7 protein-coding genes and 1 pseudogene are annotated in these 16,252 nt (G+C 31.7%); 2 read left to right on the top strand and 6 right to left on the bottom strand.

Annotated features, from left to right (window positions below; translation table 11 throughout):
• Positions 1-57: 57 nt before the first annotated feature.
• From ACQH1W_RS03680 to ACQH1W_RS03705, 6 genes and pseudogenes are all read right to left on the bottom strand, one after another.
• The gene (locus tag ACQH1W_RS03680) at positions 58-4,056 is read right to left on the bottom strand and encodes a hypothetical protein (RefSeq protein ID WP_425360928.1); all 3,999 of its coding nucleotides are present in this window, start codon (positions 4,054-4,056) and stop codon (positions 58-60) included.
• Between the two features lie 282 nt (positions 4,057-4,338).
• The gene (locus ACQH1W_RS03685; RefSeq protein ID WP_375332995.1) at positions 4,339-5,931 is read right to left on the bottom strand and encodes a transporter substrate-binding domain-containing protein; all 1,593 of its coding nucleotides are present in this window, start codon (positions 5,929-5,931) and stop codon (positions 4,339-4,341) included.
• Positions 5,932-5,958: 27 nt separating this feature from the next.
• Entirely contained in the window at positions 5,959-7,308 is a 1,350-nt protein-coding gene (gene xseA / locus ACQH1W_RS03690) for an exodeoxyribonuclease VII large subunit (RefSeq protein ID WP_375332994.1), read from the bottom strand.
• 298 nt (positions 7,309-7,606) lie between these two features.
• Positions 7,607-11,035 carry a PD-(D/E)XK nuclease family protein gene (locus ACQH1W_RS03695; protein ID WP_375332992.1) on the bottom strand — a complete coding sequence of 1,143 codons (3,429 nt, stop codon included), beginning with the start codon at positions 11,033-11,035 and terminating at the stop codon, positions 7,607-7,609.
• Positions 11,036-11,047: 12 nt separating this feature from the next.
• A pseudogene (locus tag ACQH1W_RS03700) lies at positions 11,048-11,464 on the bottom strand (YqaA family protein).
• Complete coding sequence (locus tag ACQH1W_RS03705; protein WP_375332990.1) at positions 11,464-12,054, bottom strand: hypothetical protein; 591 nt, start codon at positions 12,052-12,054, stop codon at positions 11,464-11,466. Before ACQH1W_RS03705 ends, ACQH1W_RS03700 begins: the two are co-directional and overlap by 1 nt.
• A 153-nt stretch (positions 12,055-12,207) precedes the next feature.
• Here ACQH1W_RS03705 and ACQH1W_RS03710 point away from each other — a divergent pair, with 153 nt between their 5' ends.
• Entirely contained in the window at positions 12,208-13,485 is a 1,278-nt protein-coding gene (locus ACQH1W_RS03710; RefSeq protein ID WP_425360929.1) for an MFS transporter, read from the top strand.
• 94 nt (positions 13,486-13,579) lie between these two features.
• Positions 13,580-16,249 (top strand): DNA polymerase I, encoded by a 2,670-nt coding sequence (gene polA / locus ACQH1W_RS03715; RefSeq protein WP_425360930.1) that lies wholly within the window; start codon positions 13,580-13,582, stop codon positions 16,247-16,249.
• Positions 16,250-16,252: the final 3 nt, after the last annotated feature.

Genomic DNA, 16,252 nt, shown 5'->3' on the forward strand with positions numbered 1-16,252 from the left:
CAAGTGGTTTTATAATTTAATACATCGCTTCTAGCTAGGCTAAGATTAACATATACCTTATATTACGCTTCCAGTAATTGTTGTTTGTTTAGACTTGGGAGATGGCAAATGTTTTATATCGCTGTTAGATGTCCCATTTGGCACAACATGTTTAGATACACTATTCTTTATATCATTAATGGCCATTTTACCATTCTTACTTTTAGTACTCTTTGCCACATAACTGGTTGCTTCTTTACCTATTTTTCTAGCCTCACTTTGAACATCTTTTTTATGTTCAGGTAATTTCGTTTTCTCGTCAAAACTAACCTGATCAAACGTAGCTTTACTAATTGCCTTGCTCTTAGACTTAGAGTCTTCTGAAGTAAATTGTGCCTCAGTCAAATCTGTGCCTTTCATAGAAATATCTTTAAATGTTAGCCCACTTATATCGCCAACAATTTTAACATTATCTAAAGTTATTTTATTATTTGCATGATTTTTATTATATTTATTAATTGCAGGCAAAAGAGTTTTTAAAGATTTTGCATCAATAGTTGCCCCTTCAAAACTAATTTTATCTTTAAAAATAGCTCCTTTAAAAGAGCAATTGCTAATTTCACTATTTTGAAAAGAACGTTCTTTAAATATCGCCTTATCAAAATTAAACCCATTAATTATAACATTTTCAGTAGGTATCGGATTTTCTTTGTCAAAAACCAAACCTCTGAAATCTTTACTTATTAGAGAATATTCTACAGTTTTTGAGATTGTACCAATATTGGTGGCATCAGCTTGTTGTTGAAGTAACTCACTTAAATCAACTTTCCCTTCATCTATTTGCTGAGAACTTTGCTGAACACTCTGCTGAGAATCTTTATCAGAAAAACTAAAACGAACTTTGCCTAAAGATTCACTCCATTTTTGTCTACGTGTTCTCAGTGAGGTAAAACTTCTTTGTATTAGGAATCTAGCCCCTTCAACTAATGTTTCTGATACTATTCCTAGTAATTTCTTGTCAGATAATAATTTGAATATCCCGAACATAACCATGTTATAATTACCAGTCTTAAATTGTTCGGCTATCTTTGTTAAATCTGGTATCTTTTTGCTAGCTAACTCAATAATTTCCTGACCTTTTACTTTTAAATTCCTACCCACAACTGTCGTATTGAGAAATTCATCAACTACAGCACCAAATCGGTCAGCATTCTTGCTAAGAAAATTTGGAATATCTTTATCAATTATTTTCCTCACATCTGCATTTTCTGGTTTATTTATAAAATCTAAAATAGAATCTGCTACTGTAACAGCTTGAGCAATTTTCTCTTGTTCAGGACTATTTACTACGTCTTGAATTTTAGTAATAATAGTTGTTACCCCCTCTTTATCTTTTAAAGTAGCATTAACCAAATCAGTTGCTATTGGTAATATTTGTGGGACAATATCAATAGCTAACTCAGCCATCTTTAATACTAGCTCAGGTTTAACTCCAGCAGGATCTAGGCTAGCTTTAACCTCTTTTTGCTCAGTTACATTTTTTGTAACTGCTAAAATAGTATCTTTATTTTGTTGTAAATAAGCAGGGATACTCTTAGTTAATAGAGGAGTAATATTTTGAGCAATCTTACCTGCATCATCAATTATATTAGACAAAATTTCTAGCGTAGCTTCATTACTAGTTTCATTACTAGGCTCATTTTGGTACTTAGCTAAATTACTATTAATTCTAACTAGCTCTGGCACTGTACTAAGACCATCTGACACTATATCGACAATTAATGGCACTGTAGCATCTATCAATTCTTGTGGTACACCATATCTTGCAATTTGGGGATTATTATTGCTAATATTATTAACTATAGCCTTGATAGTTTCTGTATTTGCTCTAAGTAAATTTGGCAAATCCTCCTTTATATTTTTCTGGACATCTACATTTTCAAGTAATCCTATAAATTGTTTAATTAATCTTTCTGTAGCTTGATCTTTCAACTCAATATCACCAGTTTCCTGAGTTATTGTTTGTATATCTTGATAGAGTGCCTTTATTTGCTCTAGACTTAGTGCTTTCATGGTATTTTGTAGCACATCAATAGCTGTAGGAATTACCTTCCCATAAAATTCAGGGTTCACATTAGCTAGCATTGGAACAATAGGTGATACTACTACTTTATAAATATCCTCCTTCTCTAAATTTTGAGTATTGCTTTGAGCTAAAGATTCAGCATTACTCTTTAGTGTTTCAAGCAATTTTGGCAAAACTTGAACAGCAACATTGGCAATCTCTGTTTTATTTTTTGCTAAAACATCCGGCAATCTCTCTTTTAGTGTTGTTAAGGTTGCATCTTGTAACAAAATATTAGGTAACTGTTTAACAATAGCAAGTTTTTTAGCTCCCCCTTGTTTATCTAGGTGACTTACTTCCGAAATAGTTTTAGCCTCTCGTATTTTATCATCAGTATCATCCAATATAACTGGCTTTAAAGCTTCATATATATTACTAACCCCTGCATGGTTTGCTAAAACGTTACCAATAAGTTCTGACAGTACAGGTACTACTTCCGGTAATAATTCTTTTTCCATTCCCAAGCTACTAAGCGTTCCCTGCAGTTCTGTATTTGATCCAACGATTATTTGCAATGCTTTGGCTATATTTTCTCCATCATTAATTAAGAATTTAGATAGTATATCATTTTTTATAAGTACAATAAGATCTATTTTATCTAATATTGTAGCAAGTAAATCTTTTTTTACTTGAGGATCGTCAGATAAAGCTCTATCGGCAGTTAGCTGTACAATTTCTATAATATTTTCAGGATTTTTAAGTATCTCAACAACGGTATTTTTGATAATAGGTAATAATTGACTGTTTATATATTTCTCATCAAAACCAGATTTCTTTAATTCTTGTAATAAAATAGCCCTATCATACTTGGCTTGTAGAGATTTTAAAGAATCAATTTTTTCTTCTAATTCTTTAATTTTAGATTCTTTTCTTATTGTAGATGATTTTAGCTCTTGTAATTCTTTGTCTAGTTCCGGTAATTTCTGTATATCATCCTTTTTAGAGTTAAAATCTTTTTGTATCTCATCTATTTTCCCCAACTCTTTTAATGCAATCTTGGTAAGAATTGGAGCAAGATTTTCCACTAATCCATTAATTATTTCGACATTTTGAGTAAGAAATGTTTTTGTATCAGGATCTTGCAATAATTTTATAAAGAAAGGAGCGTTAGATGGATCATATTTTTCTTCACCATTTAATATTTTCTGCAATTTCTCTATTTCCTTAGCATAAAAACCCCCTGAAGTTATAACACCAACAGTTGTTTTAGCATGACTTACTGCAAATTGTATACCCTCTATGGCAGCTTTAAATGCCTGACCTTTACCAATACCTTTTTCTTTTGTTCTTGCCTCTGCTAAAGGAGATAATATTTTCTCTAAATGAGTTTGATCTTTTAAAATATCGCTACATATTTTAAAAAATTTCTCTTTTTCTTCTTGATAGGAAAGTTCTCGCTTTTGCTGTTGCTTTATCTCCTTTTTTTCTTGCTTTTGTTGTTGTTCTTGTTGCTTTTGCTGTTGCTTTATCTCTTTTTCTGCTTGCTTTTGCTGTTGTTCTTGTTGCTTTTGTTCCTGTTTTATCTCCTTTCCTGCTTGCTGTTTATCATGTGAGTTAACTAACTTGTTATAATCCTCTATCTCTTTGTTGCATGCATTAAGTTTTTCTTCCCATGACTTCAGTTGTTCTTTTGTCTTTTTTTCTTGAGGTTTTTGCTGAGGTTCTTGCCTTGCTAATGCAATTAACTCTTTATACTTAGTAATTTCTGCTAATAAATCCGCTTGCCTTTGCTCAACTAATTTTTTATATTCCTCTATTTTTTTTATCTTTTTTTCTATTTTTGCTGATTGTTTGGCAATTTTTTCTTTATCTTTGAGGTTCTTTATATCTAATACTTCTTTTTCTTTTTTATAAATATTTTCTTGTAGATTTTTCAAAGTATGATTAGCCGATTTAAAAACTTGCTTGACGGCTTTAGTAAAGGTTGATACCTTATCATTTGTTTTACTCATATCTAATTCTCCTTTATTTATAGTTAACCTAAGAAGGTTTTAGCCATATGTTAATCTTAGCTATACGTCTATTAGCGAGGAGGCTGTAAGGTCGACGAAGCAATCCAGTAACATCATTTATTTATAGATTGTTTCCTAGATTGCTTCGCTTACGCTCGCTAATAGACGCTGGTGGTATAGGTGTTTATAAACTTTCAACAGTTGTGGTATTGCCCCCGCGGGAATGATTGCATGGACTTCGTCCATATATGACATCAATTCTATCACCATTAGCTAAAAGAATCAATTCGCAATACTCCCATTATCCGAACGAAAAGTTAAGTTTGGAATATTATAGTAGTGAACTAAAAACCTACTGACAAAAGCACCTGCAATTACCGTAATAATAGAGTATTTTATTGTATTATAATTAGGATTATAAGCATAAGCATCTAATAATATACTAAAGATTACACCCCATAATATAAATATTTCAAAATTAACTTCTCTAGGTATATACTCCATATTCTTGTCATGCTTACAAATTAAATTCCGCAATATTATACCAGCACTAGAAGTCAAACACGCAAAACATGACCCCCAAAACTCTAAAGGTTCAATTCTTTGTACAATTACGGTTACAACGCCAATTATCATAAAGGATGCTTGCCCTAAAGAATCACAAATAACAAGAGTATTACTCCATATTTTTTGGATAAAACTATCCTCATATAACTGCTTATTATAATAAGCTAGGAGTTTAACGGTAGAGAAGCCAACAAGTACCGTTATAAAAACACGGAAAGTATAATATGGAGTCAAAACAAGTTTTATATTATCACCATGGTGTACTATTATAATATCGAGTAAAATACATCCTAATAGAGACGGTAACATTGCTAATACAAAAGTACCAAACAACGTGGCATTTGTTTTAGAGGATATAGTGATAGCAGAAATCGCGAATGCTATACTCCCGATAACTCCAATAATATAACACCATTCTGAATCAATAGATTTTGGCAATAAAATATGATATATATAGCTTTTAACGATTTTTTTATATTCATCGCTATCGACAAATTCTTTTATTGAATCGTTAAACCGTGCGACTATGTTAGAAGATACAGTTTTCTTACTGAACATTAAATGTACAGGGGTTTTAATACCAGTAGGGATTTCTTCTATTTGATCTTTTTTAATATAGTTTAATGAAAGAGCTACCCCTGAAATTCTGTCAGCAAGAAACCCATCAATTTCATTACGTAGCAGCCCATTAAATAACTCTAGATTACTTCCATATTTAATGATAATATCATTATTATTCACCTGATTTAGGTAATCAGTCGTTCTTGCATCACCATAAACAGCTTTTTTAATTATACCAAGACGGAAATTTAGTAAACGTATCTGAGCTAAAAATTCATTTATATTACTAAAACTCAATTGTTTTTTTGCTGAACGTAAAGTAAATAAGGAAATTTCTTCAAATCGATATGGAAGAGAAAAATTAGCAAAGACTGCTCTCTCAGCAGTATAAGTAGCTCCCGCCACCATATCACTGTCACCATGCCCTATATTTGATATTGCTCGCTCCCACACAGAATCAGCATATTGTACGCCAATGCTAATTTTGCTACTAATACTATTGATTAATTCAATATCTAAGCCAGTAACACAATAGTGACCATTTTTAGCTATATGACTAAATTGGTAGGGTTCTAGTGGATACCAATCAACAAGCAGATTATCTTTATCAGACATTTCTTCAGTACATTGAGTAAAATATTTGTCCTGAATACTAGATAGTTGATTACTACTATCCTCAGGATTAGCAAAGGTAAAAAAGTTTTGCACAATAATAATAATCGGGATGATACTTTTAAGTACTTGCATTTTGCATTAGTTCTCCTAAATTAAGGTCTATTCCAAGTTTTTGCAGCATACATTAATATCACCGTCAAAGAACTTAATATTAAATTCTTGTTTTTTGCTTGCAACAACTTTTGATGTTATGAATTCTCCATTTTCTGATTTAATTACCGCAAAGCCACGTTTTAGTACAGTTTTATAATCTAGACTTGTAAGTAGCAAATTATTTAAATTTAATTGATGCTCATAATTTTTTAACTTAGTGCTAATAGATTTTAGCATATAATTAGATTGATGCACTAATTCCAACGACTGATAATTAACTATTCTTAGAGGATTTAATATTTCTATATTAAGTGAGTCAAGTTTTGCCACTTTAAATCTGAGTAGGTTAGGCAAAGAATCTGTTAATCTAAAACTGAGTTCATCAAGAAGTTGTTGATTATAGTCTATATAAGTAGTTATACTCCTAAAAATGTCAGTATTAGAGTTAACTGCTTGCTGTTCATATTTAACTAGCTGATTAATACGACTGCGTAGTACATCATAATACGAACTGATTGTATAATGTAAATTAGAAAGCACAGGTACAGCAAATTCAGCTGCAGCAGTTGGTGTGGGGGCTCGCCTGTCAGCTACTAAATCAATTAAAGTATTATCCACTTCATGTCCAACTGCAGAAATAATAGGAATAGCTGAATTAAATACGCTCCGTACTACTACCTCTTCATTGAAAGCCCACAGATCTTCTATAGACCCCCCTCCCCTTGCAACAATTATAACATCAGGTTTTATATCTTTATCTAATTCATTAAATCCTGAAATAGCACTAGCAATTTCACTTGCAGCATTTTCGCCTTGAACAGCAACTGGCCATATTAGTATATGAGATGGACAGCGGTCATTAATACGGTGTATAATGTCCTTAATTACCGCCCCAGTCATTGATGTAACCACCCCAATCTTATTAGGCAGAAAAGGTAGTGGCTTTTTTTGTTTATTGAATATACCTTCTTTTTCTAATCTCTCTTGCCGCTCCTTGAGAATTTGCATGATAGCACCAAGACCTGCGGGTTCAAGGACTTCTACCGATAGCTGATATCGTGAATTTCCTGCATACCCAGAAAGCTTACCTCTAGCTACCACTTCCATACCATCAATTGGTACAAACTTAATTTTTGCAAGTACAGGACGCCAACAAGTACAGGCTAGAATAGCTGTATTTTCTTTAAGATTAAAGTAACCATGACCAGAAGTTGCTATCTTAAGACCAGAAATTTCCCCCTTTACTCTAATATAACCAAAATTATTCTCTAGCAACTCCTTGATCTTACTAGAAATTTCAGTAACTGAAAATTCCTGATCTACTAGATTAGTAATAAAACTATCTTCTTCTAACATAATGACACTGCTTTAGATAGTGGATTTTGAAAATGATTTTATATAAGCATTTTAAACTAATAAATTCAAGAACAAATAGACAATTAGTGTATTATAACCTCAAATATTGATGTAAGACATCGGTTTAATAGCCTAGGGTGTTATGCCACAACTGTTGAAAGTTTACAAATACCTATACCACAGCGTCTATTAGCGAGCGTAAGCGAAGCAATCTAGGAAACAATCTATAGATAAATGATGTTACTGGATTGCTTCGTCGGCCTTACAGCCTCCTCGCAATGACGCCGAGCTATTTTCTTCATAAATCTCTCCTTGCCAAATGTGCATAGTCGTCATACTTTAGTAAATCAATATCATATGGAAAGTTTTTATTCGTTACATAATATTCTAGTACTCGCATCATCCCCTGTTTATGACGCTCTAAGTCTTCTTTCGTTAAGTCTATTTCCAAAGTTTGGATTATTGGTTTCGAGCTAGAAATTTTTACATAAGTAACCTGTTTAACGCTATGAACTTTTATATAGTCAATTGATGAGAAGTTGGTGACGTCGTCACTCGTCGCTCGCCTATTACATATAGGCGTCGCTCCATCGCTCCTAGCACCAAATCCTCCTGAATTGACTATAGCAAAACCACCTTCCTGTAACATTAAACCTCCAATGATTAGCTGCGGAGATAATCCGGCTTCTACATCTTTTTTACTCGGTAAGCTACCAGTCTTATAATCGATAATGACAGCTGCCCCAAGTTCATCTACCTCAATTCTATCAGCAACTCCAATTATTGTTAATTCTTGCCCTCCAATATTTAACGAAATTTCTCCTCTACATTCTGAGTAAATATATTGGAAATCACTTCTGCGTTTTTCATCAAACTCAATAAAAGACTCAGCAATAGGAATAAATTTTATTTGCCAAATTTTTTGTGTATATGCTGGTAGAATAGTATTCTGTAAAATATTATTACTGATCTCCAATATTAATCCAATTTTGTTATTTTCTAACTTATCATAATTTTTAGAATATTGTTCTAAGACCTTATGAACAAAACTACCAAATTCAGATATTTTAGGCTCCTGCCCTATCATATCCTTACTTCTTAAACGCAAAATCTTTTTAGCATAGAAACTATAAGGATTCCGTACTAACATTTCTATATCAGTAACTGATATCACTTCAGGAAAAATTGGACTATATACATAACCACTATGATTATGGCTAACCCAATTAGTATTTTTGACGTCATTGCTAAGCACTGTTGTAAGGCTTAAATCGTCATATATGGACGAAGTCCATTGATGGGTTTGGACGAAGTCCATGCCATCATTGCGAGCGAACGTACGTGAGCGTGGCAATCCATGAAGTTTGTCATATGGATTGCTTCGTCGACCTACGGTCTCCTCGCTAATAGACGATTTTTTAACTTTCAACAGTTGTGGAGCGAAGCCCGAACGAAGCAATCCATTTCTATTCACTTCCCTAGATTGCTTCGTCGCTACTAAAGTAGCTCCTCGCAATGACGAACTAATGTTAGTCGGATTAGCTATAATTGACTCAACCATATTAACATTAGATATCTTTTGAAACTCTACTTCTGCTGGTAATTTGTACGTCGTTCCGGTACTCAAATCCTCACGTACGCTTGCCGTACTGCTTGCGGTTTTGCGTTCCGTGACTCCTTCAAATTCCTCAGCACAAGCGAGTTTCGAAAGATATCTATTATTTGGTACATCCACTAAGTTATTTTCTGATAAATATGTTAAATAATTTTCTGAAATCAAACTTTTCTGTAAAATAAATTGCAATTTTAGTAATAAATTTGATGGTAATAAACCTGATTTACCATCTTGTCTTTTTGCTCTAGTAATTATCACTTGAGCATTATGCAGAAATAAATAGAAATAATATTGATGTATGGTAGATCCAGTAGCAATATGTAATTTTTTAAGCGTCTGCTCATTAATCCACTGATTTATAGCTGATGACGAAGCTAAGCTCCCTTGATTAAAGTCGGATAAAATTACTAGGTCAAATTTAAGTAACATTAAATCTTCAGCTTTACCAATAATTATATTTTTAGAATAATTATTATGTGCAAAATACTTACAACTAAACATTAAAGATTTAAGTAACTCTGGAAAGCATTTTTTATTACTTAATGTTAGATTACAATTATCTTTGATTAAGCTAGATAAAAAAGTTGATAGTTCAGTAGCAGGCTGTTCATACCAAATATTTGGATAAAGTTTTTCAGCAATCTTAATCGAGGATTTTAATATTTTAACAAAATTACTACCACTATTTGTATAAAGTAAGTCTATTAGTTTCTTACACCACTTTATTAATGCATCATCATTGGTTTTTTCTACTAAAGACAGCATCTGACTAGGCTGCCGTATGAAACGGTTCTTACCACTCATTAATAGTTCTAATTTTGGTACTAATTTACAATTAATAAAAGGATTCTTTAATAGTAAGAATAACTTTTTTATATCAAAATCATTACATAATATTTCACTAACAGAAATTATTAGAGAACTAACTAGCGTTTTTGTTAAATTATCACCTAGTAAATCTTGAAATTCTAAAGAATATTTGGTCAAAAAATTACAGTAAAAACTCTTGCTTGTTTGATTATTAATAATAATAGCTATCTTCTTATCACTATACTGTTTGCAGATCAGGCTTATTTGTTCTGCTTCTTGAAAAATATCCTCAAGCTCAAAATATTTTATGCAATCTATAGACTCGCTAGTTTTTAAATCTTTATAGTCAATTGATGAGAATTTTGTAACGTCGTCTTCGATCACTCGCCTATTATCTATAGGCTTCGCTCCATCGTACCTGCTATCTAATTCTCCTGAATTAACTATATCCTCAAAAATTATCTGATCTAGAATAGAATGATGTTGTTGCTCATTACCTAAAGGCTGAAAATCTGATAAATCTTTATTTAGAGTTGTCAGTAATTTTTTTAGGCTATATAAACAATCTTCTTCATGCTTATCATATTCTAATAGAGGTCTATTACTAATAGGCGGTAAAATTATAAAACCACACGGCGAATTAGCAACATTCTTTAAGAAATTCCATGATATAAGATTGTGACCTATGACACCCGCTACTATTAAATTGGTATCAGCTCTTTTCAACCTTGCTATCTCTGCTTCCATCATAGTTATTTGATAATTTACACGATCTAGCAATCCGAACAATTCTATCTGTTTTTTCCATTGATGATGGGTATATTTAAGAAATTCATAAATAACATTCCAATGTTTTGATGGATTCATTTTTTCTATTTCATTTACAGAATCTATCGATAAATTATTACAAGCTAGCTGATAAAATAACTCAGCTATTGTTGAACAAAACTGTAAAGATTGTGTTATACTGAATTGTAGCTTAGGGTAATTATGGATGATTTCTGCTAATATAATTCTCTCTTGCAAAAACGTTATAGGCTCTAGCGTTATAGGTTCTAGATTTTCTGATGTAATACCAAATATTTCCTCACCTTCAGCCATAATATTGGAAAAAGGGATAATATTCGGTAAAATCGCAATATTTTGCTTCTTAATCAAAATATTTTGTAAATTTAAACAAGCAAAGCCGCTCGGCAATATAATTTTAAGATTGCTAATAGATTCTTTAGCAAAATTATCTAGAATAAAATCAGCTACTATATCCAAAAACGATGAAGACGGGTTGACTCTATAAAGGTTCATTAAATTCCCTAATTATATCATACAAATATAATAACATAACTTGACAGCACCACTAATAGCTAAAACTCTTAAAAATCTTGTTTTAGTAAAACCGGCAATTAAAGGAATAAACTTGCCCCATAACGGTATTATCGTAAACCAAAGTATAAATATGTTATATTTTAAAAAAAATTGGGAAAATGATTGGTGGTTAGTATGAACCTATTCATTTTTAGAATAATAAAAAATTTTCAATAATATCAAACCAAAGAAATAATTTATGCTAGTAGCAAATAATGAAGCAATGGTGGCGACAGTAACTATTATTAAATTATTATAAACACCAAATATCCTCATAGAGTGAACGATTAATTCACTATCTAAACTTACAACTAAATTACCTACTAAACTATCAATAAATAATAACGAATATGCCTCAAACTGATCCATCACTCAAACTGGTTACAAACCACACCTTCAAATATAGCAGGTACTTCTCCTAATAATTGAGACCCCTCATCTTCTATTATAGGATGAGTAGCTATGAAATTGTTTAAACTCTCTATTCCTTCCTTAATTTTTTCATAATTGTCTTTATGTTCTTGATTTGGTGAATTATGAAATTTTTCAACTAACTTATCTATTTCTACAACCTCTTTAAAAGACTTAATGAGAGAAAAACCATTATTTTTTTCCTCATTGCAAAAATAATTTATATACTCTTCTACTTTCTCAGGTAACCTTAATATGAAGTCTGAAAATTTTTGTAACTGCAGGTTAGTAATTGCTGTAACAACTCTTCCAATAACATGAGGTGTTATTTCTTTTTCAAACAACTCACTTTGACTTGTTTTTAATACTTTAATAACGTCATTAGATGTGATAACTATTTTATAATCTTTATCAGTTTCATCTAATTGAGATTGTACAACTGACTTATCTTTATTCAAATCTTCATCCTTAAAAAATTCTTTATATCGAGCAAACCAAGACCCAAAAGCTGTTTTCTTTAATGTATCAAAATATATTCTTAATTGCATAAAACCCCTTAATTAAAGCATATCACCTTATAATATTATCTTAATCTCGATATAACAGCAATTATAAATTCAAAAATAATAAATTTGACAAAATATTATCGATACTATAATTTGCTACCTTAAAATACAATATATTATAATTTAAATTTTCCTGTGGACAAAGCTTTATCCTTAAAAAAACCACTTTTGCTATGGTCTCTTGCCACCCTGTTTTTTGCTTTTCAATTTATATTAAGACTCTCAACTGGAATTCTTAGAGAAGAAATTATACAAAAATTTGCCATTGATACCATAGCATTTGGTACGTTTGCTGGATATTATTATCTAGGTTATGCAGGAATGCAATTACCAATCGGCATAATGCTAGATAAATTTAATTTTAGGATTGTCACATTCTTATCTATCTTAGTTACCTCTCTTGGTACTCTAACTTTTGTTGCTAGCACTGATTTTAATTACTTACTCATTGGTAGATTTATGATCGGAGCTGGTTCTGCTGTAGGTTTTTTATCAGTAGCTAAGATTACTAGAAGCTCCTTCCCGGCTAAATATCATTCCTTAATGCTTGGATTCTCCTTTACCTTTGGCTTACTTGGAGCAGTATTTGGCATTACTCCAATGAAGCTATTATTTACACATTTTGGTTATGACGTAACTTTTAATAGTCTAGCTCTAGTTGGATTTATCATTGGACTAATGATTTTATTAGTAAAAACCGATGATATAAGAAGTAATTCTAATACTAGCGACTCCAAATCTTCAATATTGAAGCTCTTATTAAATCCTACTATTTTATTTATTGGAGTTTGTGGTGGTCTAATGGTAGGAGCATTAGAAGGTTTTGCTGATGTATGGGCTATTCCATTCTTCAAACAAGTTTATCAAATGAATGATATGGAAAGTAACTTGGTTACCTCATTCGTTTATATAGGTATGTGTTTTGGTGGTCCAATACTTGCACTTATTGCTAATTTATCAAAATCATCTAATTTTATAATAATAATGACTGGATTGCTAACGGTAGCAATTTTTACTATTCTATTATATTGTCCTTCATTAAATTTCTTTATTAGTAGTTCTCTAATGTTTTTATTAGGAGTTTTTTGTTGTTATCAAGTTCTAATTTTTACTGTTGTAGGTAACCTTGTTACAGATAAATCTGCTGGACTTGCTATTGAGATAGTCAATTGCATTAATATGTCATTCGGACATTTTTTCCATAAAATTATGAGTAATTTAATATCTTACAACTGGGATGGTCTACTAAGTGAATCAGCTGTACCTATTTATAGTCGCTTTGATTTTATTATGGCAATTTCTATAGTTCCAATTTGTTGCCTTATTGGAATCACCGGCTTTTACTACTTGTCCAAAAAGTCAAAAACTCAAATATCAATCAATAGGCTTGTGGAAAAGACTGTTTCAGCTTAAATAGTAATATTTTATAAAATATTACTAATAAAGCTTAGTGCAAATTATAATTGTTGTATACTACATAAACATAACCATTTGTCCTAATAACAAAATGACCAACGAAACAATTAACAAAAATACTTTATTAATAATTGATGGTTATGGATTTGTCTTCAGAGCATACCATGTTCAGTCACCATTAACTTCTCCGAGTGGCTTAGCTGTTGGAGCATTGTATGGTTTTACCTCCATTTTGTTAAAACTATTGAACGATTTTAAGCCAAAGCATGCTGTCATTATTTTTGATTCTGGTGGTAAGAATTTTCGTCACCAAATTTATGAGCAATATAAAGCAAATAGACCGCCTACACCAAAGGATTTGAATGATCAATTACCACTTATTCGTCTAGCAGCAAGTAGCCTAAATTTTCCAATAATTGAGAAAGCTGGTTGTGAAGCAGATGATATAATTGCCACTCTAGCCAATAAAGCAACTGCATTACAAGAAAATACTATTATTATCTCTTCTGATAAAGATTTAATGCAATTAATTAATTCGCATACTAAAATGTATGACCCTATAAAAGCAAAATACATATCTGAAGATGACGTGATAGAGAAATTTGGTGTAGGACCAAGTAAGCTCAGGGAAGTAATGGCTTTGATCGGTGATAAGTCAGATAATATACCAGGTGTTCCAAGCATTGGTCCTAAAACTGCTGCAACACTTATAAAACAGTTTGGTTCGTTAGCAGAACTTTTAAAGTCTCTCGATCAAATCAGTAACGATCGTCAAAGGGAAATCATTAACTCCTCAAAGGATCTAGCATTAATTTCCTGGCAACTAGTTGGTTTAGATTATAATGTTAATATAGACTTGGATTTTAGTTTATTGCAATATAGACCACCTGATAATAGGCAAATCTCTGACTTTCTAGCAGAATATGGTTTTAAATCTCTAAACAAACGAGTGGAAAATTTATTCCAAATACAAATTACCAATGAATCTTTGCCTATTAAGCAAGTCATAGTTCAGGAGATATCTTCTAAACAACAGCTTGACTCTGTGACGATTAAAGCTGAAGAGCATGGGGTTGTTAGTATTTATCTATCAGATCATCTAGGACAAAATCCTTCTATAATTTTATCGATTGATGATAAATGCTACAACATTAAGTTTATAGCTAGAACCCCTAGCCATATGCCTGATTTACTTTCTGATGATTTTCGCCAAAACTATCTGCATCAATGGTTTATGCCTGATATTCTCAAATTGCTAAAAAATAAGTCTATTAAGAAAATCACTTATAAACTAAAATCATTATTAAAATTCTTTGTCGATAGTGAAATATACTCATGCGAAGATCTAGAACTAATGCAATATCTGATATCTGCCGGTAAACCTCAAAAAGACCCGTTTGATTCGGTGAAAAAGGATAATTTAGAAGCCATGGCAGAAATAATTACTGGCTTTAGTACTGATTATCAAAAACTATTGTTAGAGTTAAAGGATAATCATGCCTTAGCACTATATAGAGAAATTGATTTACCTTTATGTTATATAATAGATAAAATGGAGAAAGCTGGGATTAAAATCGATTCACAGTATCTTAAACAGCTATCAAGTGAATTTGGTAATGAAATTACTAAATTAGAGCAGGAAATTTTTACCATTACTGGTACAAAGTTTAACATTGCTTCACCAAAGCAACTGGGAGAAATTTTGTTTGAGAAAATGCAACTACCCTTTGGTAAATTGTCATCAAAAGCTAAGTCTTATTCTACTAGTGCAGAAATACTTGAAAAAATTAGCGAGAGTGGTTTTGCTATTGCCGATTTATTATTAAAATGGCGTCATTTAACTAAATTAAAAAATACTTATACAGATAGCTTACCCCTGCAAGTAAATCCAATAACTAATAGGGTACATACCACATTTTTGCAAACTTCAACTAGCACTGGTAGGCTTAGTTCTCAAGATCCAAACTTACAGAATGTGCCAATTCGCTCGAAAGAAGGCAACAGAATCAGAGCAGCTTTTATTGCAGAATATGGGCATAAATTAATTTCAGCTGACTATTCACAAATTGAACTCCGAATCTTAAGTAGCATGGCAGATATACCCTCCTTAAAGCAAGCTTTTGTTAATGGTGAGGATATACATAGTAAAACGGCTTGTAATATATTTAAAATTACCGAAAAAGATTTAACACCAGAACATAGGCGTAAAGCAAAAGCCATAAATTTTGGTATTATTTATGGTATCAGTAGCTTTGGACTAGCAAAACAGTTAAATATTAGCTCTGCACAAGCAGCAGAATACATAAAAAAATATTTTGAAGAATACCCGGAAATTCAAAAATATATGGAATATATAAAAAACTATGCCAAGGAACATGGTTATGTCCTAAACCTATTCGGGCGGAAATGTTTTATTCCCTTAATCCATGATAAAAAACACTCCCTACAGCAATTTGCCGAAAGGGCAGCAATCAACGCTCCAATTCAAGGAACTAGTGCAGACATTATAAAAGTGGCAATGATTGATCTTGACCGTAAGATACGGAAATTAAAATTAAGAACCAAACTAATTCTACAAATCCATGACGAGTTACTTTTTGAGTCTCCTATTGATGAAATAGAAATAGCCACTCACCTAATCAAAACCACTATGGAAAACTCACCTAAATTAGCCATTCCACTTATTGTTGAAACCAAGGTAGGAGATGATTGGCTAAATACACATATTTATATTAAAACTAAAAATCCATATGTCAAATAGTCA

This window comes from Candidatus Tisiphia endosymbiont of Stenodema calcarata (genome assembly GCF_964030695.1).
Taxonomy (GTDB): Bacteria; Pseudomonadota; Alphaproteobacteria; order Rickettsiales; family Rickettsiaceae; genus Tisiphia.